Source organism: Gallintestinimicrobium propionicum (assembly GCF_025567525.1).
GTDB classification, from domain to species: Bacteria; Bacillota; Clostridia; order Lachnospirales; family Lachnospiraceae; genus Gallintestinimicrobium; species Gallintestinimicrobium propionicum.
Genome location: NZ_JAOQJY010000013.1, coordinates 70,594 through 94,101, shown reverse-complemented (window position 1 = coordinate 94,101; position 23,508 = coordinate 70,594). Strand labels below are relative to the sequence as shown.

At 51.7% G+C, this 23,508-nt stretch carries 27 protein-coding genes and 1 pseudogene; 4 read left to right on the top strand and 24 right to left on the bottom strand.

Translation table 11 applies throughout. The features are described from left to right. Positions 1–57: 57 nt before the first annotated feature. The 3 genes and pseudogenes from OCV62_RS10925 to OCV62_RS18490 form a co-directional block, all read left to right on the top strand. The gene (locus OCV62_RS10925; protein ID WP_262586643.1) at positions 58–2,289 is read left to right on the top strand and encodes a chitobiase/beta-hexosaminidase C-terminal domain-containing protein; all 2,232 of its coding nucleotides are present in this window, start codon (positions 58–60) and stop codon (positions 2,287–2,289) included. Between the two features lie 6 nt (positions 2,290–2,295). Then, positions 2,296–2,559, top strand: coding sequence for a hypothetical protein (locus OCV62_RS10920; RefSeq protein WP_262586641.1), 264 nt, complete (start codon positions 2,296–2,298; stop codon positions 2,557–2,559). Between the two features lie 110 nt (positions 2,560–2,669). Then, positions 2,670–2,822: pseudogene (locus OCV62_RS18490) on the top strand (TetR/AcrR family transcriptional regulator); the annotation flags it as partial. A gap of 150 nt (positions 2,823–2,972) precedes the next feature. Here OCV62_RS18490 and OCV62_RS10910 read toward each other — a convergent pair. From OCV62_RS10910 to OCV62_RS10880, 7 genes are all read right to left on the bottom strand, one after another. Next, the gene (locus OCV62_RS10910; protein ID WP_055168456.1) at positions 2,973–4,481 is read right to left on the bottom strand and encodes a recombinase family protein; all 1,509 of its coding nucleotides are present in this window, start codon (positions 4,479–4,481) and stop codon (positions 2,973–2,975) included. 89 nt (positions 4,482–4,570) lie between these two features. After that, positions 4,571–4,747 carry a hypothetical protein gene (locus tag OCV62_RS10905; protein ID WP_262586639.1) on the bottom strand — a complete coding sequence of 59 codons (177 nt, stop codon included), beginning with the start codon at positions 4,745–4,747 and terminating at the stop codon, positions 4,571–4,573. A gap of 133 nt (positions 4,748–4,880) precedes the next feature. Then, positions 4,881–5,177, bottom strand: a complete 297-nt coding sequence (locus tag OCV62_RS18680; protein WP_330667367.1) for a hypothetical protein — start codon at positions 5,175–5,177, stop codon at positions 4,881–4,883. Between the two features lie 414 nt (positions 5,178–5,591). Further along, positions 5,592–6,014: an RNA polymerase sigma factor gene (locus OCV62_RS10895; RefSeq protein ID WP_044927992.1), complete on the bottom strand. Its 423-nt coding sequence runs from the start codon at positions 6,012–6,014 to the stop codon at positions 5,592–5,594. A gap of 425 nt (positions 6,015–6,439) precedes the next feature. Further along, positions 6,440–7,426, bottom strand: coding sequence for a hypothetical protein (locus tag OCV62_RS10890; protein WP_262586637.1), 987 nt, complete (start codon positions 7,424–7,426; stop codon positions 6,440–6,442). A gap of 17 nt (positions 7,427–7,443) precedes the next feature. Continuing rightward, positions 7,444–8,856 carry a sensor histidine kinase gene (locus OCV62_RS10885; protein ID WP_262586635.1) on the bottom strand — a complete coding sequence of 471 codons (1,413 nt, stop codon included), beginning with the start codon at positions 8,854–8,856 and terminating at the stop codon, positions 7,444–7,446. Beyond that, positions 8,840–9,511, bottom strand: a complete 672-nt coding sequence (locus OCV62_RS10880; protein WP_007887836.1) for a response regulator transcription factor — start codon at positions 9,509–9,511, stop codon at positions 8,840–8,842. The genes OCV62_RS10885 and OCV62_RS10880 overlap by 17 nt, the downstream gene beginning before the upstream one ends. A gap of 199 nt (positions 9,512–9,710) precedes the next feature. On the opposite strand from OCV62_RS10880, the gene OCV62_RS10875 reads away from it, so the two are divergent. Next, positions 9,711–10,067, top strand: a complete 357-nt coding sequence (locus OCV62_RS10875; protein WP_007887838.1) for a helix-turn-helix transcriptional regulator — start codon at positions 9,711–9,713, stop codon at positions 10,065–10,067. A 179-nt stretch (positions 10,068–10,246) separates the two neighbouring features. On the opposite strand, the gene OCV62_RS10870 is transcribed toward OCV62_RS10875, so the two are convergent. From OCV62_RS10870 to OCV62_RS10790, 17 genes are all read right to left on the bottom strand, one after another. Then, entirely contained in the window at positions 10,247–11,662 is a 1,416-nt protein-coding gene (locus OCV62_RS10870) for a relaxase/mobilization nuclease domain-containing protein (RefSeq protein ID WP_238134523.1), read from the bottom strand. A 79-nt stretch (positions 11,663–11,741) separates the two neighbouring features. Then, positions 11,742–12,032 (bottom strand): CD1845 family protein, encoded by a 291-nt coding sequence (locus OCV62_RS10865; RefSeq protein ID WP_015564334.1) that lies wholly within the window; start codon positions 12,030–12,032, stop codon positions 11,742–11,744. Positions 12,033–12,207: 175 nt separating this feature from the next. Next, a complete protein-coding gene (locus OCV62_RS10860; RefSeq protein WP_118596902.1) occupies positions 12,208–12,549 on the bottom strand; it encodes a plasmid mobilization protein in 342 nt (113 codons plus the stop codon). Then, on the bottom strand, positions 12,549–12,731 hold the full coding sequence (locus tag OCV62_RS10855; protein ID WP_003500078.1) for a DUF4316 domain-containing protein: 183 nt from the start codon (positions 12,729–12,731) through the stop codon (positions 12,549–12,551). The genes OCV62_RS10860 and OCV62_RS10855 overlap by 1 nt, the downstream gene beginning before the upstream one ends. A gap of 12 nt (positions 12,732–12,743) precedes the next feature. Then, positions 12,744–13,334, bottom strand: coding sequence for a defense against restriction DarA-related protein (locus tag OCV62_RS10850; RefSeq protein WP_202615304.1), 591 nt, complete (start codon positions 13,332–13,334; stop codon positions 12,744–12,746). A 132-nt stretch (positions 13,335–13,466) separates the two neighbouring features. Next, complete coding sequence (locus OCV62_RS10845) at positions 13,467–13,868, bottom strand: cysteine-rich VLP protein (protein WP_055650129.1); 402 nt, start codon at positions 13,866–13,868, stop codon at positions 13,467–13,469. Continuing rightward, entirely contained in the window at positions 13,869–14,060 is a 192-nt protein-coding gene (locus tag OCV62_RS10840) for a hypothetical protein (RefSeq protein ID WP_003500082.1), read from the bottom strand. 2 nt (positions 14,061–14,062) lie between these two features. Next, positions 14,063–14,710: a DUF4366 domain-containing protein gene (locus OCV62_RS10835; RefSeq protein WP_007887850.1), complete on the bottom strand. Its 648-nt coding sequence runs from the start codon at positions 14,708–14,710 to the stop codon at positions 14,063–14,065. Beyond that, positions 14,697–14,963, bottom strand: a complete 267-nt coding sequence (locus OCV62_RS10830) for a DUF4315 family protein (RefSeq protein WP_005927622.1) — start codon at positions 14,961–14,963, stop codon at positions 14,697–14,699. Before OCV62_RS10830 ends, OCV62_RS10835 begins: the two co-directional genes overlap by 14 nt. Before the next feature lie 22 nt (positions 14,964–14,985). Then, positions 14,986–16,653, bottom strand: coding sequence for a C40 family peptidase (locus OCV62_RS10825; RefSeq protein WP_262586623.1), 1,668 nt, complete (start codon positions 16,651–16,653; stop codon positions 14,986–14,988). 279 nt (positions 16,654–16,932) lie between these two features. Beyond that, on the bottom strand, positions 16,933–19,362 hold the full coding sequence (locus tag OCV62_RS10820; RefSeq protein ID WP_412314306.1) for a VirB4-like conjugal transfer ATPase, CD1110 family: 2,430 nt from the start codon (positions 19,360–19,362) through the stop codon (positions 16,933–16,935). Next, positions 19,280–19,666 carry a PrgI family protein gene (locus tag OCV62_RS10815; protein WP_003500106.1) on the bottom strand — a complete coding sequence of 129 codons (387 nt, stop codon included), beginning with the start codon at positions 19,664–19,666 and terminating at the stop codon, positions 19,280–19,282. Before OCV62_RS10815 ends, OCV62_RS10820 begins: the two co-directional genes overlap by 83 nt. Positions 19,667–19,710: 44 nt before the next feature. After that, complete coding sequence (locus OCV62_RS10810) at positions 19,711–20,364, bottom strand: DUF7007 domain-containing protein (RefSeq protein ID WP_262586621.1); 654 nt, start codon at positions 20,362–20,364, stop codon at positions 19,711–19,713. 9 nt (positions 20,365–20,373) lie between these two features. After that, a complete protein-coding gene (locus tag OCV62_RS10805) occupies positions 20,374–21,015 on the bottom strand; it encodes a septation protein SpoVG family protein (RefSeq protein ID WP_015567066.1) in 642 nt (213 codons plus the stop codon). Between the two features lie 42 nt (positions 21,016–21,057). Beyond that, positions 21,058–21,924, bottom strand: a complete 867-nt coding sequence (locus tag OCV62_RS10800) for a VirB6/TrbL-like conjugal transfer protein, CD1112 family (RefSeq protein WP_005927637.1) — start codon at positions 21,922–21,924, stop codon at positions 21,058–21,060. A 40-nt stretch (positions 21,925–21,964) separates the two neighbouring features. After that, on the bottom strand, positions 21,965–22,180 hold the full coding sequence (locus tag OCV62_RS10795; protein WP_016306504.1) for a Maff2 family mobile element protein: 216 nt from the start codon (positions 22,178–22,180) through the stop codon (positions 21,965–21,967). Between the two features lie 89 nt (positions 22,181–22,269). Next, positions 22,270–23,508: VirD4-like conjugal transfer protein, CD1115 family (locus tag OCV62_RS10790; protein ID WP_262586614.1), on the bottom strand; the 1,239-nt coding region annotated here is incomplete at its 5' end.

The following is a 23,508-nucleotide window of genomic DNA, read 5'->3' as shown; positions in this document are numbered from 1 at the left end:
ATAAAAATAGTTTCGCAAACGCCTAATAACAGCATCAGTAAAAGGAGGGATCGACGAATGAGACAACGAAAAATGAAACAACGGAAATCAAAACAAAGCAAAGCATTGGCAAAAATCCTGACCTTGGGGATTGCCGCAGCTACGGTCGTGTCATCCATGAGTGTACCTGGTGGATTGCTCGCACCGGAAACGGTATACGCGAGCGACAACACCGGGACGGCAGAATCCGGAGATCAGGGCACAGCGCCACAGGAGGAAACAATTCAGTTTGATGTGAGTATAAGACCAAACGATAGCGCTACCGTATATGTTATGCAGGTGACAAATCTGGCAGATACTGATAGGATGAGCTATCAGTATAGTATCAATGGCACAGATTATTACTCATTGCAGCAACTTCAGACGCAGGAGACATTTGGCGCCAGTCAGAAGGTTGATCTTTACGTCAGAGCGGTCGGATCAGGCGATACGATTTTGGCAGCCGGCAATCGTGAGATCACAACTCCGGACGCCAGCGACGTTCCGACGATCTCCGGTACTGACAAGTTTTCAGACCGCACGGAGGTGACGATCACAGCGACCTCCGGTGCGATCATTTATTACACAACAGATGGTACAGTGCCAACAAATGGATCACAGCAGTACAATACACCGATTACGCTGACAGAGTCGACTACGATCCAGGCGATTGCGATAGAAGATGGTCATATCATGAGTGATGTGGTCGGAATGGCATTTACGAAAGAATCATCCGGCGGCAGCAGTTCATCAGGCGGTTCCACTGACAGCGGATCTGAAACTGCTCCGCCACAGGAGGAAACAATTCAGTTTGATGTGAGTATAAGACCAAACGATAGCGCTACCGTATATGTTATGCAGGTGACAGGTCTGGCAGATACTGATATGGGGAAATATCAGTATAGTATCGATGGCATAAATTATCACCCATTGCAGGAACTTGAGAAGCGGGAGACATTTTTCGGCAGTCAGATGGTTGATCTTCATGTCAGAGCGGTCGGATCAGACAATACAATTTTGGCAGCTGGCAATCGTAAGATTGAAACTCCGAGAGACAGCGGCGTTCCGACGATTTCCGGTGCTGACAAGTTTTCGGATCGCACGGATGTGACGATCACAGCGACCACCGGTGCGATTATTTATTACACAACAGATGATACAGTGCCAACAAAGGAATCGAAGAAGTACGACACACCGATTACGCTGACAGAGACGACTACGATCCGGGCAATTGCGATAGAAGATGGTCATATCATGAGTGATGTGGTCGGAATGGCATTTACGAAAGAATCATCCGGCGGCAGTAGCTCGGACAGTGGCAGCAGCTCCGGCGGCAGTAGTTCGGATGGGGGTACTTCCGGTGGAAGCAGTTCCGGCAGCAGCTCGGACAGTGGCAGCAGCTCCGGCAGCAGTTCATCAGACGGTTCCACCGACAGCGGATCTGAAACTGCTCCGCCACAGGACGATAACAAGGACAAGACTACGACTAAGACCGAAACCAGAGAAGATGGTACAGTTGTGACCACGACTGAAATCCGGGCAGAGGACGGTTCCGTACAGATCAGGACCGAGATCAGAAATGAAAAGACAGGAATGAATATAGTGGTCAATGTATCGAAGAATGCCAAAGGTAAGATCACTTCAGCTACCGCAGAAATTCTTGATAGAGGTTTTGGCAATGTGAAGATCTCCGGGGAAGCACTTTCAGAGATCGTAAAGGCAGCAGGTACGAAGAATGTAAAGACCACGATAAAGATGCTCACGAAAAACGACTGGGTCATCCGGGAAGTGACGGTCAATGTAAATACGCTTCTGAAAAGAACCATGAGACCTAAAAAAATGAAGATCATTGAGATAGATCCCGAAACAGGTGAGAAGCTTGTGGTCAGTAAAATGCCTTTCAGGGTAGCGGCAGATGGAAGCGTTGAACTGGATCATAATGAGCTGGGTCACGGAATCTATGAGTTAGTGACAGCCGATGAGGAAGAAGCACTCACGAAACAGATACTGCGGTCGATCAAAGCCACGAAACAATCAGCCACCATCCGCGAGAGGCAGGGGACGTACTTCTGGTTTGAGAAAGGGGTCAACTGGTTCAATGTTGATAAAGTGACTTTTTCGGTCCTCAATCCGGATGTGGCGCGCGTTAGCTCAAATGGCAGGATCACGGGTCTGAAGCCCGGAAAGACAGTCGTCAAGGCGGTTGTCAGATTGCAAAACGGTCAGTCAAAGGTCATAAGAATGACCGTAACCGTAAACGAGAAGAAGTAACGGCTGTTGGAAATACGTTACTGGAATGAGGCACGATTAAACAGTAATGGGATGGCTGTCTATCTGATTGCAGGATTTCTGCTGGCAGAATTATCGTTTGGTAAGTGCCTGCGGCGACTGCGTGTTGTTCTGCTGTTCGTCTGCATGGTAGGGCTGAATATGGATTACTCAGGGACGATTCAGGTTGGGGAATATCCGGTAAGCAAACAGTATCTGCCGCAGCTTCTGTTTATGGTATATCAGGAGATTTTTTGTAGATATCTGACTTGACAAACAATAGAATGCACGCTCTGCGAGCATTCTATTGTCATGAATAAACGACCGTTTACTATAATTTGATTGTAAACGGTCGTTTATTTTGCGGAGCAGGAGGTGTGGGTATGTCAAAAACTACAAAGGAAGATATCTTGATTGTTGCATTACATTTATTTGCGAGAGATGGATATGAAGCAGTTTCTGTCAGTCAGATTGCGGGCGAGCTTGGCATGACAAAAGGTGCATTGTATAGGCATTATGAGAGTAAGAGAGATATTTTTGAACATATTGTAAAAAGGATGGAGCAGGGGGATGGCGAACAGGCAGAGGAATATGATATGCCTGCTGATAAAAAAGAAAATGAAACATCGGTGTACAAGGGGTACAAACAAGATAAAATAGAAATGAGGGGCGATAGAGCGGAAATGTCAGATTTTCCACTCTATCTGAACACGGTCGCTGGCGGCCTTGATCGTAGAGATCAAACCATCGGCGGCTTTTCTTTTGTCGTCAAAATCTATGCTCTCCCAGTTGTCGAGATAATAGGACAACTTCTTTATCTGCTGGGGCGATATGGTTTCAACGCTCAATTCAGCGATTGCCTTTGAAATGGTCTGGCGTCGGGTGTCCAGTTCTTCAATTTTTTTGTTAGCGTAGGCAAGCAAGGTCGCATTGGCTCCGGTTAGCATATCCAGCAGCTTTTCAATTTCTGCCTCCACCTGTGCCAGCTCCACTTGATAGGCGGTCAGTTTCGGATTGACTTTTTCCTCTCTGCCGTGGAGTATCTGAAAGTCTTTGAACTTTTCCTGCATGGCCGAGAAAATGAATTGCTCAAATTCTTCTTTGCGGATTTTCCCGCAGCCCGGACAGCCTTTGTTTTCCGTCCGTTTGGTACAGCGGAAATATCCGGTGCTGTTTGGTACATGGGTGGCTTTCAGAGCATACCCACAATGCCCGCATTTGATTTTTCCGGCCAGCCAAGTGTTCTTCGGTTTCCGTCCCTGCTGGAAGGTGGTATTTGCCATAAGTTTTTTCCGGCATTTCAGCCATGTGTCAGAGGAAATGAGTGCTTCATGGGGAGCGATAACAAGTATCTGGTCTTTTAAGCACCTGTCCTTGTCCTCTTTCACATCCCGCCCCTGATAGAGATAGCAGCCGTTTGTCCCGGCAAAGTCAGAAGCGTCATTGACAATCGCTGCACCCTGACTCTTGAAAAATTCGTACAGCTCCAAATCGGCCTGTGCGTAAACGGGGTTTCTTAAAAGCTGGGAAAGAAATGTACGGAACATGGATTTTCCATAAATTTTTATGTCATGTTCCTCGAAGTATCGGGTAATATCTCCGAAGGAGGTTTCCGGTTCAGCGTACATTTCAAACATCAGCCGAACATGGTCGGCGGCTACGGGGTCGGCAACCATTTTCTTTGTGCGGATACCCTCTACCACAGTAGGCTCTAACTGATAACCGTATGGTGCCTGCCCGCTCATGTGGAAGCCTTTCAGGCACCGTGAATAGTAGGCGTCTGTGACACGCTTCTGAATTGTCTCACGTTCAAGCTGGGCGAATACAATGCAGATATTCAGCATGGCCCGGCCCATCGGGGTCGAAGTATCAAACTTTTCCGTGGAGGATACAAACTCCACATCGTACTCTTGAAACAGCTCCATCATCGTTGCAAAGTCCAGAATAGAGCGGCTTATACGGTCCAGCTTGTACACGATGACCCGCCGGACCTTTCCTTTGCGGATCTCGCCCAGCAGCTTTTGAAACTCAGGTCTGTCCGTATTCTTACCGGAATAGCCTTTGTCCTTAAATACCCGGCAGCTCCCGCCTTTCAATTCATACTTGCAAAAGTCGATCTGACTTTCAATGCTGATACTGTCCTTGCGGTCTACTGACTGTCTTGCGTAAATACAATCTTCTCTGATAAATTCCATATTGGGCTCCTTTCCTTGTTGGAATGGAGCTACCAACCTTACAACTATATTATACCATCAGCAGCCCCGGACAACAATGTTGCGAATGATTAGGGAAATCTGTCCCCATATTTACTGAACACCTCGTAAAGACAACGCTCAATTTCTTTTTTGCGCTGTTCTTTCTCCTTCGGGGAAAGTACCGGCGTGAGGCTTTCCAGCACAATGATCTTCCCTTGAAATGCGACAGACTTTGTTTCTCGTTCATAAGTGACAGCTTGCGTCATTGAAAACCTCCTTTGCGAAAGTGCGTGTATATGCCAGCCTTTCCCGCTTGTCCTGTGGGGAAATGTCAAAAGACGGCACCCAGCAGGTGCCGCCCTTTGAGCTTTCTCCACTTCGGGTCAATGTGGCCCGAGGTCAGCAAGGACTGGAAAGGTACTTTTCTTTGGCGTCCTCCACGCTGTTGAGGTCAAATATTTCATAAAGTTGCCCCACAACTCGCCGTATATCCTTCTTTGAAAATCCGCAGTTCTCCATTGCCATAATGACATAACCACGGCAGGCGTCCTTGCTCCATTCGTCCGGTTCCAAGCCGGGGATCATTCCAAACGCATTTCCCATAAAGTGCTCCTCTTTTGAAAAGATGGGGAGCCACGCCGGATCGGTTGGCCTATCATCAGACAGCATTGCCGGGGGCTCCCCATAGGTTTTCATTTCATTTCAGACACACCGGACGGACATAGGCTTCATGCCCCATAGTATTTCAACTCTCCCCATTCTGATGGCAAGGCGTTCTCATTGCCTGCGACGGCTCACGGCTTGCAAGGCCGCTTCAACGCTCGGACTGTGACTAAACGCAAGTATCCGGGTTCTGCGCCTGTTCCGGTGGAGCCAGCCTTGCCCCACCTATGGCATGGACCTGTTCGCTCGCTCAGTTTTACAAAGACTGTATTCTCTGAAATCCGAGGTCATGGCGGGTCTGTCACACAGCGCGTTTCCCTTCGTATCCGGGTGTCTTTTTATTCAATTTTCAATCTGCATGAGGCTTGTCTGAACCTCGGGCCATTGTGACCCGAAGTGTTTTGCCTCTCATAAGCCATTTCATTTTCCGGCCTAAATCGGTACGCCTTACAAAGAATTTTTCAAAATTTTTTCTAAGTGCCGCAGACCTCGCTCGATTGCGACACGAACCACTTTTTCATGGACGCCCTCTGCCCGGGCAATATCCTGTTTGGTCATGCCGAGAATGAAATGAGCGTAAATCCGTTTTGCCTGTTTGTTCGGCAGACTGGCAATCGCCGCATGAAGCTCCTGCATGGTCACTTTCCGCTCATACAGTTCATGGGGAGATAAGGCGACAAAGACAGCTTCATGCTCCAGCCCGTCATCCCGATCAAGGGAATAGTAGGCTTTGTGGCGGTATGTACGCAGCCGGTAGGCAGCCTCTTTACGATCAAACTCTTTGAACATTTCTGCAACTTCTTCCGATACTTCCATGAAGCAATCTGATGTATAGAATGGGTAATAGTCCCGCAAATTGATAATAGCCATATTGACCTCCGTTTCGGTTGTTGGTTGACGAGCGACCGAAGCGGAGGGCGGCGGAGAGCGACACCGGGGTTGGACTTCGGGCCAAGTTGGCCCGAGGCAAAGCAAAAGAAATGCGCCCGCACAGCAAGACACTATGCAGACGCATGAAATTACATTATCATAATTGTACTGATATATTGTACCTTCATAGCCAGACTGTCCCGGAGGGGGAGCTACGCTTTTTTTAGCTGGTGAAGGTCATGGGAATTGTGAGAAAGTAAGATGGACACGGCGACACCCTCCTATGGGCCGCCGTGGGGTTACTGAATATCCAAAGAGAAACGGCGGCTCTGAAAATTGAGCCGCCGTTTCAAATAGACGTATTGATAGGCTGCTGTACGACGGCTTTTTTTCTTTTGCCGTCGTGCGGCAGATAGATGGTTTATTTAGTTATGGCTTGCATTACCTATGGGCTGATTTCCAGACATTCCGGCCTGTGTATGCTCGTCAAATTCCTCTTGACTGTATTTCTCGATGCCAGTTAATGTTCCGTGATGTTCGCTGTTCAAGTGGCCGTAATCACGAACGGTATAAATGTCTATTGTGCCAACACCACTTCCAAGCGTTCTCATTTCGCCTTGGAATTTTCCGCTGGTGAGGCTTTCACCATTAGAAGTGAGAACATCCCGGAAATAGCGGACTTCCTCACCATTGAAATACCACTGATCTTTTTCGGCATCATAGGTTACTCCAAATGCCTCATACTCTGCAACGAGCTTTGCAGTTTCGCTATCTTCAAGCGGCGTTCCTGCCATAGCAACGGATGTGCTGTTTTTCAACGCCTCAATATCCCGTGCGTCAAATTCCTGCTGGGTAAACTCTTTTAAGCCAATCAGTTTACCCGCCGGATCAACGGAGCCGTCAGCCGCTTTTGAAAAGCTCTCTAAATCCCGTACAGCATACACATCTACTGTGCCGTTCTCATTTAGAAAATCAATACCGGCGGTTTCGTTGTTACTGATGGGATAATAGTCCTCAAACCAGCGAACCAAATTCCCGTTATAGGTAAGTTCATCTTTGACCGCGTCATAGGTCATCCCGTATTGTTCATAAGGTGCAAACATTTTTTCTTTGTCTGCGGCGGAGAGTGCCGAGCTGTCCTCGCTGTTTCCCAGCGCCTCAGAACCGCCAAGAGGTTGACTGATTTCTTCCTTGATAACGGGATTACCTTGTTCCTGGCTGTTCTGTGGTGTCGTACTGCATCCAGCCAAACAGCCTAACAAGAGCATGGACGCAGCGCATAATGCCATTCTTCTCATAGTGTTTACCAATCCTTTCTTTGAATGTACCCCAAGTATAGCAAAGCATTTTGGGATACCTTTGGGATTAGTTTGTGATTTATGTGTAGTTAAAAAAAGCGGCAGGTTGTTCACCTGCCGCTGATTGTCCGCTAAATCGTGAAGAAGAATTTAACACCGTTTTCTGTGTTGCAAGCCTCACAATAGCTGTTATGTTGTTGTAAAATTCTTTGAACCATATAAAGCCCTAAGCCGCTGCCGCCTGTTCTTCTACTGCGGGATTGCTCCATACGATAAAAAGCGTCAAACAATTTGGGAATATCATCTTCTGGTATATGTGTACCTGTGTTCTCTACGGAGAACAAAAAGCGTCCGTTGGTATTTTGTAAAATAATATCAACGCTTGCTCCATGCGGCGAATACTTTACAGCATTTGAAATCAAATTGGAGAACACCTTTTCAATCAGTAATTTGTTCCCATTGATAAAAGCGGGAGACTGTATAGCAAGATGTATTTGTAGCTCTTTTGTTGCCACTAAATCATCAATCTCCCTCAAATAGCCATGTATCATGGGAGCGCAATCAAAATGCTCCATTTTGAAATCGACATTGGTTTCCAGCCTTGAAATCGTTAATATTTCCTGCACCATCGTTTCAAGCGTAGCTGCAACTTCCAAGGATCGGGCAAGATACTTTTCGTGGTCTTTATATGCCCCTATACCCAATAGCATCCCCTCTAATTGACCCTTGATAATGGTGATAGGGGTTTTCAGTTCATGGGAAGCGGAAGAAAAGAAATCCTGTTGTGCCCGTTCCAGCGCCTTTTGATGTTCAATATCCTTTTGGAGCTGGAGATTTGCACTTTGCAACTCCTCCAAGGTAGCAGATAGTTTCCGGGACAGCGTATTCAAGCTATTCTCCAGTACACCCAGCTCGTCAGAACGGCGTTCCTCAAGTTGCCATTCCAGCCGCATATCAGACATCTCTTTAGAAATCCGACTGATTTTTAATACCGGGTTTGTAATGATACGAGAATACACCCAAGCAGTTGCCAACGATACAAGGAGAATAACGCAAAACAAAATCGGTAATACGCTTACAAATGATTGCCGCAGTTCTGCGATTTGAGAGGCTTCTCCATAAACTGTTAAAATATATTGGTTATTATCATCTGCAAATGAGAAGTAATAGCTGTTGGATATAATCGGCGCACTTTCATAAGATGCTCCGCCAAGAGCCTCCCCGGTGATCCCATCGTTAAAGCTATTTTGGTTAGACGGTGTTTCCACCAGAACACCATCAGCAGTATAAAGCTCCACCATGCTAATTGTCGTGTTTTGAAGAAACTGATCAAAAAGTCCGCCGCTATCCTGCATACGGATATGTTCTAATTCATAAATAAAGTCGCTTGTCTGTTCATCTAATGCCGCATTGAGATTGTTAGAATAGGTTTGAGGCATATACCAAGCCAAAACGCCATAGACAAGAAAGCTCACGCAGAGCAAAACTGCCACAGTCAGAATAAAGACTTTAGCAAACAGACTGCCTTTAATTCTCTTTATCAACTTTATATCCCACCCCTCTGATTGTTTGAATGAAATCTATTCCCAATTTTTTTCGTAGATTTTTGATATGGGTATCAACAACACGCTCGTCCCCATAAAAATCATATCGCCACAGCTTATCCAACAAGTTCTGCCGGGTCAATATCCGGCCCTGATGGGTCAGCAGTTCCCGCAGTATTTCAAATTCCTTTTGTGTCAGTTCAAAATTAGCTCCGTCCACGGTGGCGGTGTAGCTGTCACAGTTCAAAAGCAAATTGCCATAAGTAATGATTTGATACTTTTCATCTGTTTCCCGGTTACTGCGCCGAAGTACAGCCGCAATTTTGCGGAGCAGGACAGGCATAGAAAACGGTTTTGTGATGTAGTCATCCACCTGCAAATCCAATCCTTTAATCTGATCTTCTTCTCCGCTTAATGCGGTTAACATAATGATAGGAACATCAGATTGCTTGCGTATCAATTCACAGACACCGTAACCGTCAATTTTGGGGAGCATAATGTCCAACACAATCAAGTCATATCGTTCTCCCGCAAATAAAGATAGTGCCTCGACACCATCATTTGCAACAGCTACTTCATATCCTGCTTCTTGTAAAAAATTCTGTAAAAGTTCTTGAATATCAAAATCGTCCTCAACGACTAAAATCCTTTGCATAATAACACCTCCAAAGATAGCGTATCATAGATTTTTGTGATTAAAGTGTAGTTTTCAAATTTTCTTTCTGTTATTATACCTTGTCCGTGTAACATCGGCAACCTTGCCGACGGGCAATAAAATACTACTAAAACATAAAATCGTGTTTCGTTCTCATAGTCAAACCCGAAATGTAAAATAATATAGGGGTGATATGAGAATGTACCAAGACACCAGACGGCTTGACTTCCACGCATTAGGCCGGGAGATCAAGCGCAAGAGAGAGGCAAAAGGTTGGACGCAGGAATATCTTGCACAGCTTGTAGACCGTACCCCACGCTCTATCATGTATTTTGAAAACCGGGGTCAGCATCCAAGCCTGAATACCTTTTACCAAATCGTCACCTTGCTGGATATTTCCGTAGACCAATTCTTTTATCCTGACAGGCAAAATAGCGAAAGCGACTGCCGCCAGCACATTGATAGACTGCTCAACTCAATGGACGAAAAGGAATTGACGGTCATGGAGGCCACAGCAGAGGGACTACAAAAAGCCAGAGAAACGGAGGTCATGTAAAAGGGCCTTCGTTTTTCTTGTTTTTGGAGTACTTTTCGGGGGTTCCGCTAAATGGCAAGCAATGCCTCTGTGGCCACAAGTGGCACAAAGGCGGCTTGTTGGGGCTCGCCCCAAACCCGTATCTTCGGGCCAACATGGCCCGAAGTGTCAGCGTCGCTTTGCTCCTTATTTTCATAACCTTAACGCTCCTTTTCCTGCTTTCTTCCCGGCTCGGTGTAGCCCATCAGAGTGTCAATGTTCGCCTTGATCGTGACGAGCTCCTGCATATCCCGTCGTGCCTTCTGGTATTCTCCATAGAGCTGTTTTTTCTTTGCTGTGAGCTTGCGGCCTTCCTCCTTCAGCACATCCATTTTGGGGAGCTTCGCCCCGCCCAGCAGAGAGCGCATTTCCGCTTGTGCAGCCCGGTACAGTTCAAGGTCGGCCTCATGCTCCGCAAGGAATTTCCGGCTATACTTCGTCGCCTTATACTGCTCAAAGACTGGACGGGTTTTGGCATACTGAACCGTTGCGGCCTTTAGCCCGGCATTGGTTTTCATGGCCTGTTCCGTCTGCTTGATCTGCTCGGAAATGGTATGAAAACGGTCTGCTGCCTCGGTGGCTTTCTGTGCCAACTGCTCATAATCGGTCAGGCCATTGTCCTGTATATAAGCAAGAGCGGCGGCCATCTGCTTAATGTTAAATACCTTCGCCCAGCGTTCATATCCCGGCCCCTTACCGGCGGCCAGCTTTGCTTGAATATCCACCGCCAGACTGATTTTCCGCTCCGAGCGCCCGGGGCGTTTTTCTTTGCCCTCAATGGCGGACAGAACATCTTGCAAGTCGTAGCCGTCCCCCAGCGTGGAGGCACGCAGACGGGTGAAGCGTTCCTGTCCCTGCCCGGTCAGCCGGAAGCTGATACCGCCGCCCCGAACCGTCTTGACCTCATACCCGGCCCGCTTCATCAAATTGAGAAATTCGTCCAAATCAGCGGGGCGTTCCGCCAACGCAGTATCAATGGCAAGGCGCAGCCTGTCCTGATAGGAAAGCGGCCCTTTCCGGTCTTTCTGCCACTCTCCATAGTTCCGATACTTGCCCTTGCTCCGGGGCTTCGGGTTCTCCACGATGGATAGCCCGTTTTCAAGGCACAGCCTGTCAGAGAGCCGCCGAAGGGCGAAGCTGGAGCCCCAAAAATTTCGGAATTTCCGGGTGCAGTCAAGGGTGGTGGAGTTGTAATAAATGTGACAATGGATGTGCTGCTTATCGGTGTGCGTGGTAACGATAAAAGCGTGCCGCCCCTTTGTCCAGCGCATAGCCAGCTCATAGCCGATACGGTTCGCCTCCTTCGGGGTAATCTCGCCCGGATAGAAGGATTGTCGTATCTGATAGCACAGCACATTATTTTCTTTCTTCTGTTCCCGGCCCGTCATAGCGGCATAGCTGGCCTTTGCCAAAAGGAACTCGTCCGCCACGGTGGCCGGATCACATTCATAAGCGGAGATATACTTTCCGCTTTCTGTTTTCTCCGGGTCCTTGCCATAGTCCAGACAATCCCGGATAGCCTCAGCAATCGTTTCGCCTTCGCCCGCATGGCGCTGTAACAAAGTTGTGGTAGCCAAAAATCATTCCTCCTTTCCATGAGAAAGGGGCGGCCCATCCAGACCGCCCCGACTTCGGGCCAGTATGGCCCGAGGCTGCTTAACTTGCCAGAAACCGGTACAGAGCTGATTTGCCTCCGTCCAGCGCCCAAAGAAGGGAGCCCGCCGCCGCTTGCAGTCCATACGGCGAAAGAAGGAAGGCAAGAAACAGAAATACAATCGCGCCTATGGGCGTCGGCGTGAAAAAAAGAGCGACACCCAGCACCGCCAGGATCACAGAGGCAATCGTCAGCAGGACGGCACAAATATCAAACAGGAACACCAGCAGAGCCGCCAGAAGGGACAGCGCTAAAGCAAAGGGAGCAACCAATATTTTCAGCAGTATCTTCATCTTCAAAACCTCCTTTATCTATCCTTCCTACCTCTATTTTATCATGCTTGCCCGGGGACATAAATGTTGCGAAAGATTAGTAAATCCTGTCCCAAACTTTTGGGTCATACTGGCCCGAAGTGGTAAAAAAAGAGCAGGGCGGCAAGCCCCGCAACGGAAGCCTGCCGCCCTCGTCTTACTTTGCCACCAGCTCGGAAAGCTCCCGCAGCACCTTTGACACCTCGCCCCACAGCTTTTCATAGTCCCGCTTCAATCCGTCGATTTCCTCCGGGTACACGCCATGGGTGTGTGCGTGTACGGCGACCTGATTGAGATTGTTGGAACAGCGCCGTTGCAGAGAGATCAGCTCTTTTACGGGCGCAAGGTCGATGTGCAGGATATACCCGTTCAGAGCCATTTTCCGTACATAAGCCCCGGCGTTGGAAATGCCCGCCTCGGCCATCCGCTCATGGATGGCCGCCAGCTCGTCCGGTGTTACCATGACGTGCAGATGGACATTCCGCTTGCGGTTCTCCATCAGCGTTCCAGCTCCCGGCCTTTCCGGCGTTCTTTGGGCTCCTTTACCTTATCCAGCGGTTTTGCGTCCAACTCCGGGGGCGTGGGCGGGATGGGCGTGTTGTTGGGTACGCCGTCGATCATGTTGCAGTTCTGCTCTGTGGAGAGCTCGGCGGTTTTCAGATAGTTGTCTTTTTCGTGCATGGCGATCCTCCTTTATCGTTCCTCATGGTTTTTATGGTTTCGCTTCTGGCCGGGTTCCTTCGGGGGTTCCTGCCCTCTGGTTTCATCTTTGAGCCGGGCAGTAATGGATGGGCGCACCCGGTCAGGATTGCCCGGTGCTGGTTTCAGCTCATAATCCTCCATCTGCTTTTCGGTCAGCGGCTTTGCGTAGGTCAGTTCGCCCCATGCCATCAGCCTGCCGTCTGCCACAGGACGCCGCCTGTCATCATCGTAGTTGACGATGGAAAGAGGCTGGTTATCCGGCGGCTTCGGGTAAGTTCCTATGTCCACGGGCCGCTGGGTGGAATAATAGCGGTAAACGCCCTCCGGTCCCAGCTCGGTATGCTTGACCGCCGCATGGTAAAACTGCTGATAGTCGTCCACCCGGCGGTCAAAGTCCCTCTGCGCCCACGCCTGACTGGTTCCATAGCGGCCCCAGTAGTAATCCCGATGGCCGTTTTCCCCCTCGGTAAACTGCCAGGTCACAAAGGGGCTCGGCGCTCCCGGATTATGCCCCAGCGCAAAGCCGTGTCCGGTTTCAAAGGTGGCAGCTTTCAAAATCACATATCCTTGTACTGTCTCCAAGAGATTCCTCCTTTCTGTGCCTCGGGCCAACATGACCCGAAGTGCTGGATGTTACGAAATAAGAGGGCAGACCGGGGAGGAATGTAATAAGATATTCCCACCCCGGAAACACCCTCAAAAAAGCCCGGAATGTCAAGCCTTTGGAGGCGGCAAATCGTAACAGCCGCCCGGCCTTTTCTCCCGCATTTTCCTCATGCGTTCCCGGCTTTTCCGTCGGTTCCCTTCGGCCTTGCAGGCGTCGGAGCAGTAGGCTTGACGCCCCTCGGGCAAAAATGCCTTTCCGCAGACCGCACAGGCCCGCAGCTCCGGGGAGATGCCTTCCGTTGTCAGCGCTGCTTGAAGCTCCGGGTTAAGGGGCAGGACAGCCTCACGGAAGTAACGGCAGTACGCCCCTGTCCAGCACTTGTGCAGCATATAGCAGGCACAGTCAAGAGGAAGGCACAGGCCGCTTTCCCGGTCATAGTTGGCGCACATCCCCGTGACCAGAGTGCGGATTTTCTTCTTCTCGTCACGGGTCAGCTCCCGGGCGTCCATTTATGACTTCGGGCCACGATGGCCCGAAGGGCGGGGCTCCACGATCAGCGCCCGGAACTTCTTCCGGCACTGTTTTTTCTTTCCTTTGCACTCCTTGTAATAACGGCATCCCTTACAAGGGTCGTCATTGTCCCAGCCGGGGTGCGGTACTTCCTTCATCATTCGTTCAAAAGGGCTGCTTGTAAAATTCATTCTCATTCCTCCGTATCTTCCTCCCATGGCGGGGTATCTTCGTCCTCGGGTTCCTCTGCGATCTCCTCCAGCTCCCCGTCCTCATATTCGCAGTAATCATCTTCCAAATCCGGGGCTTCATGCTTCGGCTTGTAAATCTTGAAATAGTAACCAATTCCACCGCCGGCCAGCACCACCGCACCGATTAGGAGCAGAGAGAGAAGGGGGCTGTCCTTTTTCTCCGGCTTGGGTTCCGGCACTTCCTCCACCGGTTCGGTGGGCTTTGGCTCTGGCTCAGGGGTCACTTCTTTGGGCGGTTCCTTACCCTGTTCAGCAAGAGGCAGAAGGTCGTCTGTGGTAACGGTATTGAGGAAATAGACGTTCTCGCTGGTTTTCTGTTTGTCGATCACCAGATAAAACACGCTCTCGTCTGCTGTGGTGATGGTGTAGAACTCCTTTCCATCCTCGTCGGTGGCGTTGTCCACCACGGTTCCCGTCCCGTCCGGGGTAAAGGGGTTCTGGGTTTCCGGCTCTGCTTCGGTTTCTGCCGGGGAGGGAGCTGTCTCCGGCTGCGGCTCGCTGCTCTGGGCGTAGGCCGGGACCGTAAAGATCAGGCAAAACAAAAGGCTGGCAGCCATCGCCGCCAGCCTGCGAAATTTAGTTTTCTTCATGGGCCGTGTCCTCCTTTTCGGGTGCCTCCGGCTTCGGGTCAGTATGGCCCGAAGCGGTAAGGCTGTTTTTGGGGTCATTCAGAAAAGCCATAAGCTGGGCGGGCGTCAGTTTGAGGGAGCGCACCGCCTGCACGATCTGGCTGTTTTCTTCCTCCTGTTTCTGCTTTTCCAGCTCCCGGATTTTGGCCTGCCATTCGGCGGCCTTCTCCCGGGCTTTTTCCAGTTCCTTATCGAGCTTGTCGATTTTGTTCATGCAAGGACTCCTTTCCTCTGGCTCACAAACGCCCGAAGGCATAGAAATGTGTCTGCCAGTAGCTTGAATTGATGTTTGCGTATTGGATGGGCGAACCACAATGGAGCATCATCCCGTCGCCCACATAAATTCCCACATGGGATACAGGGCCGGGGCTGTCATAGGTTCCCGTGAAAAAGATAATGTCGCCGGGCTTTGCCTCGGAGGGAGAAATGATAGCACACTGGTTGTAAATGCCCTGCGCCGTGGTACGGGGCAGGTTGTGGACGCCGCTGGCCGTGTACACCCAGCAGACAAAGCCCGAACAGTCAAAGGAGGTGGACGGGCTGGAGCCGCCCCACACATAGGGCCAGCCGATGTACTTTGTGGCTTCTTCCATGAGCACCGCAAAAGCCGGGTCATCCAGCGCCTCGCCGGGTATCTCATAGCTGGGGCCGGTATCTTCGCCACCGTTGTAAATCCCTTCCCACAGATAGGGTTTGTTGCCTTTGAGCTGCTGCATAACGGTGTAGATTTCCCGCTGCTGTTCGTTAAGCCTCGGCAGGATCACGGCGGGCAGCGTCTTGTTTGTGAGGGTCACATTGAGAATGTAATACTCATAGGGGACTTCCTCGGTGGTGGTTTCCCCGGTCTCCGGGTCGGTGCTGGTTTCGGTGCGGTAGCGTATCTCGACTTCCTCCGTCAAGGTCAGCTCATACTGTGCCTCGAAGATCTCCCGCAGTTCGTCCTGCACCTGTTCCCGGAAATACACATGGTACTTTGCCGAGAGATAGGATGCCAGCTCATAGGGGTTATGGCCGATCTCGTCCACGGAATAGCGGTACTCGTCATAGCCGGGATGGGTGCTTTCGATGTTCGCTACCGTCTGCGCCAGCTCGTTTTCCAGTGCCGTGTAGTCCTCGTCCACGCCCAGCAGGTCCGTATCCTCCGAGGCGTAGGAGGTGCCGGATAACGCATTGGCAAGGCCGCTGCCAAGCGTGGGAAAGATGGAGTTTACCGCCGACACAAGAAAACAGAGCAGCAACAGCAGGAGCAGGAGCAGCACCGCCACGGGATGACGGGTCACAAACTGCGCCGCCCGACGGGTCGCAGTTCCCGAAGCGGCAGCGGTTTTCTTTGCGGCCTTTGCGCCCTGTTTTGCAGCCGCCTTTGCTTCTTTGGAATACCGGCGTTTCAGTTTCCATTTCTGCTGCACACGGGAAAGCGGATTGCTGGCAAGTTCCGGGTGCTCGGAGGCCATCTTTTGAAAATCTACATTGGCCCGGGCTTTTATGTCCTTCCGTTCCCACTTTGCCACCTTCCGGGCTGGGTGTTCCCGCCAGCGGCGTTTGGCATAGCGGGTCAGTTTCCGGGCTCCGGCCTCTGCGGCCAGCTCGGATTTATGGGCTCCTTCCACACCCACATTTTCATGCTCAACCTCGTGTATCTTGTTGTGGACATAGAACCACGCTTCTGTGCGGGCTCCCCGGACTGCCTTTTTTGCAAGCCCCGGCGGCTTCTTCGCTGCCCGTTTTGCCTCGGTCTTGTCCAGTTTCTCCCGGGCCTTTCCCAGCTTTTCCCCGGCGTGTTCCGCTTTTGCCTGTGCTTTCTGGTACTTGTCCTTTTTGCTCCCGGCCTTCTCGGCGGAGCCCTCCGGCTCCTGTGCCTTGCCGGTATCCTGCGGCCCGCCCGCTTCATCTTCCTGCCTCATGCGGTCAGAGGGACGGCTTTTCCGGCTGTCCTCTTGAAACTTGCCGCTTTTGGACTTCGGGCCATGATGGCCCGAAGGGCTGTCCTGTCCGGTATCCTCGTCCTCAAACCGCAGACGTCGGGATGGTGCGGGGGAAGGTCTTTCCCGTTCAGCCGGTCCGGGGCGATTGCCCCCGGTATCCTCCGTCGGCCCCGGCCTTTGAAAATTCCGTTTGTCCGGTTTCTTTCCGATGATGTATCCCTCCTTTCCAAACCTCGGGCCATCATGGCCCGAAGTGTGTTATGCCCGGTTCATTTCCTGTTTTTTGTCCTCCGGGCGGGTGGTCATAATGGCGTACAGCTCGGTATTCTGCGGGAAGCGGTCAACAAACGGGATGGTGGTATTCCCGAAGAACAGCAACCCTTCGCCGGAATTGGTATGGGTCACATAGGAAAGCTGGTGGGGGCTGATCCCAAGCTGTTTGGCTAAAATCTGCCGGTCGCCCTGTGCCTGCGAGAGAAGCACAAGGAAGTCCGAGTTTTCAAAGATGTTCTCAATCTCCGGGCTTGCCAGAAAATCCTTCACGTTCTGCGTTAAAGCACTGGGAACGCACCCTTTTTTTCGCAGCATTTTCCAGATCGCCACACAGTAGCTTGCCGTCAGCCGGTCACGGAGCAGCACATGGAACTCGTCGAAGTAGCACCATGTAGCGATACCGCGGAGGAAATTCATGGACACCTGCGAGTTTACCAAGTCCTGCATAATGAGCATGGCAATCGTCCGAAGCCCGGCCCCCAGCTTTTTCAAGTCAAGGCATACCAGACGGCGGTTTAAGTCCACATTGGTTTCATGGTTGAACACGTTAAGGGAACCCGACACATAGATTTCAAGGGCAGTTGCCAGCCGTACCGCCTCGCCCTCCGGCTGGGAACAGAGCAGGTCATACAGGGTTTGGAGGGTCGGCATTTTGCTTGTTTCCGGGTCCTGCAAATGTTCCCGGTACATCTGGCGTACACAGCGGTCAATGACGGTCCGCTCCACCGGCTGCAAGCCATCCTTGCCGCCAACGATCAGCTCCATCAGCGACAGGATAAAGTCGGCTTTCAGCGCCATCGGGTTTTCCTCGTCAAAGCTCAGGTCAATGTCCATCGGATTGATGTGGTGGGGGCTGTCCGGGGCGATCTCGATAACCTGTCCGCCCAGCCGCTTGATAAGGGGCGAGTATTCGCCCATCGGGTCCACCACAATGATCCGGTCACGGGTGGCAAGGAACACGTTCACAAGCTCCCGCTTTGCGGCAAAGGATTTGCCGGAGCCCGGCACGCCGAGGAACAGGCCGTTGGGGTTTTTGAGCTTTTTCCGGTTTGCCATGATGACGTTATGGGAAAGTGCGTTGAGCCCGTAATAGACGGCTTCGCCATCCATGCGGAGCTCCTGCGTCATAAAGGGAACGAAAATGGCCGTGGAGCTGGTCGTCATGCCGCGCTTGATCTCAATGCCGTTATGGCCAAGCGGAAGGCTGGAAAGAAAACCATCCTCCTGCTGGAAGTCCAGCCGCTTCAAGGTGCAGTTGTATTTCTGGACGATACCAGATACCGTGAACAGGTCGTTGTCCAGCTCCCGGCGGGTCGGGGCCATGTTCACTACAAGGAAGGTCAGCAGGAACATTCTTTCATTCCTGCTCTGTAAATCTTCCAGAAGGGTCTTTGCGTCGTTGCTGTACGTTACAAGGTCGGGTGGAAGTATGTCCATGTCGTACCCTGACCGAGCTGCCTTCTTTTGTTCCTCCACCTTCATCTTGTCAATGTCGGAGACTTTGGCCTTGATAGATTTTACGGCGGCGGCCTGATCGACGGTTTGGATATGGAGAGTGATGGTCATTTCCGCATCCATTTCCAAAAGCTCCGCCAGCAGCTTGTCCGAGAGCTCCGAGGCCAAAATCTGCAAGTAGGAGGCGGCGCCCCAAGTCGTCCCCACCCGGAACAGTCGGCTGAAACGAAAATCGAAACTGTCCGGGGCGATAAAGTCTTTGGTGGAAAGCCCGGTTTTGGGGATCATATCCCATGAAAACCGGAAGGGGGAGCCGCTGCCGGGGTGGAGCTGTCCGTGAAGGAGTTCCAGCCGTTCCAGCCCCGAAAGGGAGCGGCACTTGACGCCCAGCTTTTTGAAGTTCCCGCAAATGTCCGCCTCTACACGTTCCAGCCTTGCCCTGGCGGTGGGAAGGTCGTCCACGTTCACGCCGAAGGTCAGGAGCTTTGTGCGGACAATGCCGTTGTTGCTTTTGGCGATCTGGTTTTCCAGCATTTCCACATACTCACACCGGACGCTGTTGTAATCATCGTCCTGCATGGGGATGTTCACGCTGTACCGGCTGCCCGGGCGGCTCCGGTGGTTGAGGAAGGAAAGCTGGAACGGAAGGCTGCTGTCAAAGTAGTTGAGGCAGGCGCTCCACCCGTCAAAGATGGCCGCCTGATCTTCGGACTGTGCGAGCTGGTAGTTGATGTCCTCGTATTCAATGGTTTTGGTGTAATAGCGGTCCGCTACCCGGCACACCCCGTCCCGGTACATTTCCCGGTAAGGGAGGGTCTGCTGGGCGGTGGTGGGAATGTTCTTTCCTTTCGTGAACAGGCCGGTAAGGCCCTGCTTTTCAGGCTTTCTGCCTGCGGGCTTTCCGGCCCTTCTGTTGTTTCGCAATCGGCTGCGCCTCCTTTCTGGCGCTAAGCAGCGCATAGAAGTTTTCGGTTTTGTAAGGCCGCACCCGGGGATAGAGGAACCGGGTGCGGATGATGTTTTTCAGCACTTTTTCCAGCGGAAGGCCATCCCGTTCATACATAGCCAGAAAGAAGAACGGGAGCATGAGGCCGATCATCAGGAACATGGCGGCGCTGTTCCCGATACTGCCACGGGAAAACAGGTAGGCCGGGAGGCCCACCGCCGCCGCGCTGGAAAAACAAACAAGCTGGCGCTTCGTCAGATTGAAGGCCAGCTTTGTCTTGATTTTGGAAAGGTCTTTTGGTACTGGTACATAGGCCATTTTGGTACACCTCCTTTATTGCTTCGGGCCAGCATGACCCGAGGTTATCTTGCGGCCTCTTTGGCCGGGGCTGTGCTGCGGGCAGCTTCGGCGGCCTCTCGTCCGCTCTGCCTTGCCCGCCAGTATTCGGGGTGATACTGCCGGATGGACTGATTGAGTTTTTCTTCAAACTGTCCTTTGTCCTTAATGCGGTCAGGGATTTTCCACAGCTTTTTGTCCAGCAGCTCCCGGAGCACTACGCTTTCCTGTGCGTCCTCCTCATAGCAGATATAGCCCTTGTCCTTGAAGCCGCATTTTTTGGCCGCTGGGGAGAGAACGGCGGCTACCTCGTTTGCCACCATCGTTCCGCCGTGGCTGGCGGTAGATACCAGAAACACCCCCGGACAGAGGGTTTCACAATTCTGCACCTCGCCCCACGGGGAGCTTTTCGGCGCATGGAACATTCCGCCCGTCCGGCTCCGGTCCGCCTGCATGAGCGCCGCCTTTTCCAAGATGGCTTTCAGTTCTGGGGAAAAATAGGCATATTCCCGAAGAACACGGGCAGCCTCCCCGCCGCAGGCGTTCATCAACAGGGTATAGGCGTCGCTGTCCGCTTTGGTACAGCGGCCCAGCAGTTTTCCGTCGTAATAGCAGGCCGCGTCATAGCCCGTCCGTTTGCGTGGCATGGTTCCCGCCTCCTTTCTGCTTCGTGTCAGCATGGCCCGAGGTCAACGCTCTGCACTGCGGCTGGGCTTTTCCTTCGGAGGCCGCTCTGCCTTTGCCTGTTCGGCAGCCGCTTTTCCGGCTTTGAGCTGGTCGCTGATGGACGCACGCCCCACAGAGCCGCGCTCCGCCATCTGTTCCAGCTTTGCCTCATAGGCTTGCAGAACAGCAGTATTGAGCTGCTCCCGGAACTCCTTTGTGACAGGGTAGGCCATATCCCGATAGCCGCCTTTGCCGTCCGGCTGGCTGGGCATCCCAAGAAAGAGGCCCTTGCTGCCCTGTACGATTTTCAGATTTTCCACCACAAAGCAGTCATTGAATTTCACGCTGGCAAAGCCCATCAGATTTTTCACAGGTTCGATGACCCGCACGCTTACATCCAGCTTCAACGGTGCGGCCGGGGTGGTGTTTGCAACCTTTTCCTGCATGGTTTCCTCCTTTCCGGCGGGAACAAGGTTCCCGTCCTTGTAGTCATAGCCTTCCGCCCGGAGTGCCGCCAGCGTGTCCGCCGATACGCACCCGGACAGTTTCAGATCGGTTTCCACCATAAAGCGCATGGTGTCTGCTTTAGAAAATTCTTCGGGGAGCTTTCCATAGAAAGCCGGGTGCGGCTGTCCGTCCGCACCCTGTTTGTAACGCCGAGGCATACCGCCTCCTTTCCGCTTCGGGTCAGCATGGCCCGAAGTCTCTTAATGGCAGCCGAAGATGGATTTTGCAAGACTGCCTGTTTTGAATAAGGTAAAACACAGCAGCACCGTATATCCCACGCAGCCCCAGATCGCCCCGATGGGGTCGCCGTCGGTGGCGATACTCTGGATCAGCACCGCATAGATGGCGACACAGACTAAGATCAATAGACCTTGAAAGCCCACCGCAAAGAGGGAGCGGAAATAGTTCTGCCCCATGTGTCCGGTTTCCCTGTTGGGGACTGTGGCAAACGGGATAGGCGCTAAACTTGTGAGTAAATAAATTTCAATCATACGGCCATATACGATGACGAAAATCACGATGTTTAAGGCAATCATGGTAAGCTGGATCAGGAAGGACTGGAGCCAGAGTCCGAACAGAGGGCCTAACTCCATCGCCTCAAGCTCTGTCCGCAGACTGTCCAGCACATCCGGCGTGATCTCTGTCCCGTTCTGGATAATGCCCGCTGACTGCTGTATCACATGCTGGCTCACATCAAAGACCGCCAGCACGATATTGAAGGTATTCGTCAGGATCATCACAGCCACAAAGGTTTTGAACACCCACTTAAAAAACATCCATGTGTCAACTTCATGGAGGTTGTTGCGTTCTATGAGCATCTGTATCAGTTCATAGGTCATAACAAAAGTGAGGATGACCCCGGCGATTGGCAGAATGGCAGTTTCGGAGATCTGTCGTATCATGGAAAAGACCCCGGCGTTCCAGTCCGCCGGGGTCGTGCCTACCTGTGTGGCGATCTCGCCAACGCTCTGATTGACGTTATCGAAAAGGCCATCCAGATTTCCCATGATACCATCGACGAGCAGACCTTTCAGCCATTCAACGATTGCGTCGATGATAAAGTCCATACATCAGCTCCTTTTCTGGAAAAGGGACAACGGGTGACACTTAGCTGAACAGGCCGGACAGCAGAGGGATAAGCTGAAGGCCGATCAGAACGACACCGCCGCCCGCCATGAGCTGCTTAATGCCCTGTGATTTTGCCGCAGGGTTATCCGACCCGTAACCTTCCAGAAGGTTGATGACGCCCCATACCGCCAGACCAGCGCCAAGAGCCATGACCAGAATTTTAAGAATGTCGATTGCCTGATTGAAAAATTCCATATACGTTCCTCCATTTTGTTTGTTTGATGGTTTTGGGTACAAAAAAAGCCGCCCACATCGGCGGCGCTTCGGGTCATCATGGCCCGAAGTTACACAAACTCGTCGCTGTCCAGATCATCGAAATTCAACAGGTCAGCTTCTTCGTCCGTGTCGGAGCCGTCCACTTCGTACACCGTGTATTCGTCCTCCGGCTTTAGTCTCAATGGCCGGTGGCGGAACAGGCTTTCCAAGCGGAAGGCGTTTTTCTTTTTATCAAATTCGGCTGTGTACTTGTAATTCGGGTGCTTTTTCAAGTCATACTTCGGGGACAGGAAAGGCGGGAGCCCCCGAAGCTGCAAGATACATTTATCTCCGGGCATGGTGGTGATCTCGCTGGTGGTCATCAGCTCCCGGCCAAGCCGCTGCATATTCTGGCTGTAACTTTCAGACTGTCCACGGCTGCGACCCTCGGTCTGCATGGAAATGGTGGCCTTGCCCAGCCAGTTTTCCGAAATATCCTTTAGGGTGGAAGCCTCCCGGCCTCCGAGGAACACGATACTGTCCATGTTTCCCATGATGGTTTCGGAATGGTCTTTGTACAATGCCTTGCACTGGCTCATTGCCTGATAAAAAAGTGTCAGGCTGATCTCACGGGAGCGGATGACGGCCACGATCTTTTCCAGCCCCGGCACCTGTCCGGTATTGGCTGCCTCGTCCCACAGCACCCGCACATGGTAGGGCAGACGCCCGCCATAGGTGTTGTCAGCCCGTTCACACAGAAGGTTGAACATCTGCGAAAAAGCGAGGGCAACCAAAAAATTGTAGGTGGTGTCCGTGTCGCTGATAAGAAAGAACAGCGCCGATTTTTCATCCCCCAGCTTATCCAGCTCCAGCTCGTCATAAGACATGATCTCCCGAAGTTGGGGAATATCAAAGGGAGCCAGTCGCGCACCGCAGGAAATCAAAATGCTTTTTGCCGTCTTGCCGCTGGCGAGCTTGTATTTCTTATACTGCCTCACGGCGAAGTGCTGGGGGCTGCGGCGTTCCAGCCCGTCAAACATATAGTCCACCGCATTTTTGAAGGTTTCGTCATCCTCCCGGACTTCCATGCTGTTTATCATTTCCACCAGCGTATTCATGTTGCGTTCTTCTTCCGGCCCCTCAAAGACGATGTAGGCCACAAGGGCGCAGTACAAGAGGTTTTCGGCTTTGGTCCAGAACTCGTCGCCCTCCTTGCCGTCGCCTTTGGTGTTGGCAATCAAGGCGGTAACGAATTTCAAAACATCGCTTTCCGTCTTGATATAGGCCAGCGGATTGTAGTGCATGGATTTTGAAAAGTCGATACTGTT

Coding starts and splice junctions, on each gene's coding strand:
- OCV62_RS10925 (WP_262586643.1), top strand. CDS start 58: ATGAGACAACGAAAAATGAAACAACGGAAATCAAAACAAAGCAAAGCA.
- OCV62_RS10845 (WP_055650129.1), bottom strand. CDS start 13,868: ATGGACGCCCGGGAGCTGACCCGTGACGAGAAGAAGAAAATCCGCACT.
- OCV62_RS10860 (WP_118596902.1), bottom strand. CDS start 12,549: ATGGAGAACCGCAAGCGGAATGTCCATCTGCACGTCATGGTAACACCG.
- OCV62_RS10880 (WP_007887836.1), bottom strand. CDS start 9,511: ATGCAAAGGATTTTAGTCGTTGAGGACGATTTTGATATTCAAGAACTT.
- OCV62_RS10805 (WP_015567066.1), bottom strand. CDS start 21,015: ATGCCTCGGCGTTACAAACAGGGTGCGGACGGACAGCCGCACCCGGCT.
- OCV62_RS10800 (WP_005927637.1), bottom strand. CDS start 21,924: ATGGACTTTATCATCGACGCAATCGTTGAATGGCTGAAAGGTCTGCTC.
- OCV62_RS10865 (WP_015564334.1), bottom strand. CDS start 12,032: ATGAAGATACTGCTGAAAATATTGGTTGCTCCCTTTGCTTTAGCGCTG.
- OCV62_RS10875 (WP_007887838.1), top strand. CDS start 9,711: ATGTACCAAGACACCAGACGGCTTGACTTCCACGCATTAGGCCGGGAG.
- OCV62_RS10905 (WP_262586639.1), bottom strand. CDS start 4,747: ATGACGCAAGCTGTCACTTATGAACGAGAAACAAAGTCTGTCGCATTT.
- OCV62_RS10820 (WP_412314306.1), bottom strand. CDS start 19,362: ATGCGCTGCTTAGCGCCAGAAAGGAGGCGCAGCCGATTGCGAAACAAC.
- OCV62_RS10830 (WP_005927622.1), bottom strand. CDS start 14,963: ATGAACAAAATCGACAAGCTCGATAAGGAACTGGAAAAAGCCCGGGAG.
- OCV62_RS10825 (WP_262586623.1), bottom strand. CDS start 16,653: ATGAGGCAGGAAGATGAAGCGGGCGGGCCGCAGGATACCGGCAAGGCA.
- OCV62_RS10795 (WP_016306504.1), bottom strand. CDS start 22,180: ATGGAATTTTTCAATCAGGCAATCGACATTCTTAAAATTCTGGTCATG.
- OCV62_RS10840 (WP_003500082.1), bottom strand. CDS start 14,060: ATGAATTTTACAAGCAGCCCTTTTGAACGAATGATGAAGGAAGTACCG.
- OCV62_RS10855 (WP_003500078.1), bottom strand. CDS start 12,731: ATGCACGAAAAAGACAACTATCTGAAAACCGCCGAGCTCTCCACAGAG.
- OCV62_RS10810 (WP_262586621.1), bottom strand. CDS start 20,364: ATGCTGACACGAAGCAGAAAGGAGGCGGGAACCATGCCACGCAAACGG.
- OCV62_RS10895 (WP_044927992.1), bottom strand. CDS start 6,014: ATGGCTATTATCAATTTGCGGGACTATTACCCATTCTATACATCAGAT.
- OCV62_RS10815 (WP_003500106.1), bottom strand. CDS start 19,666: ATGGCCTATGTACCAGTACCAAAAGACCTTTCCAAAATCAAGACAAAG.
- OCV62_RS18680 (WP_330667367.1), bottom strand. CDS start 5,177: ATGAAAACCTATGGGGAGCCCCCGGCAATGCTGTCTGATGATAGGCCA.
- OCV62_RS10835 (WP_007887850.1), bottom strand. CDS start 14,710: ATGAAGAAAACTAAATTTCGCAGGCTGGCGGCGATGGCTGCCAGCCTT.
- OCV62_RS10910 (WP_055168456.1), bottom strand. CDS start 4,481: ATGGAATTTATCAGAGAAGATTGTATTTACGCAAGACAGTCAGTAGAC.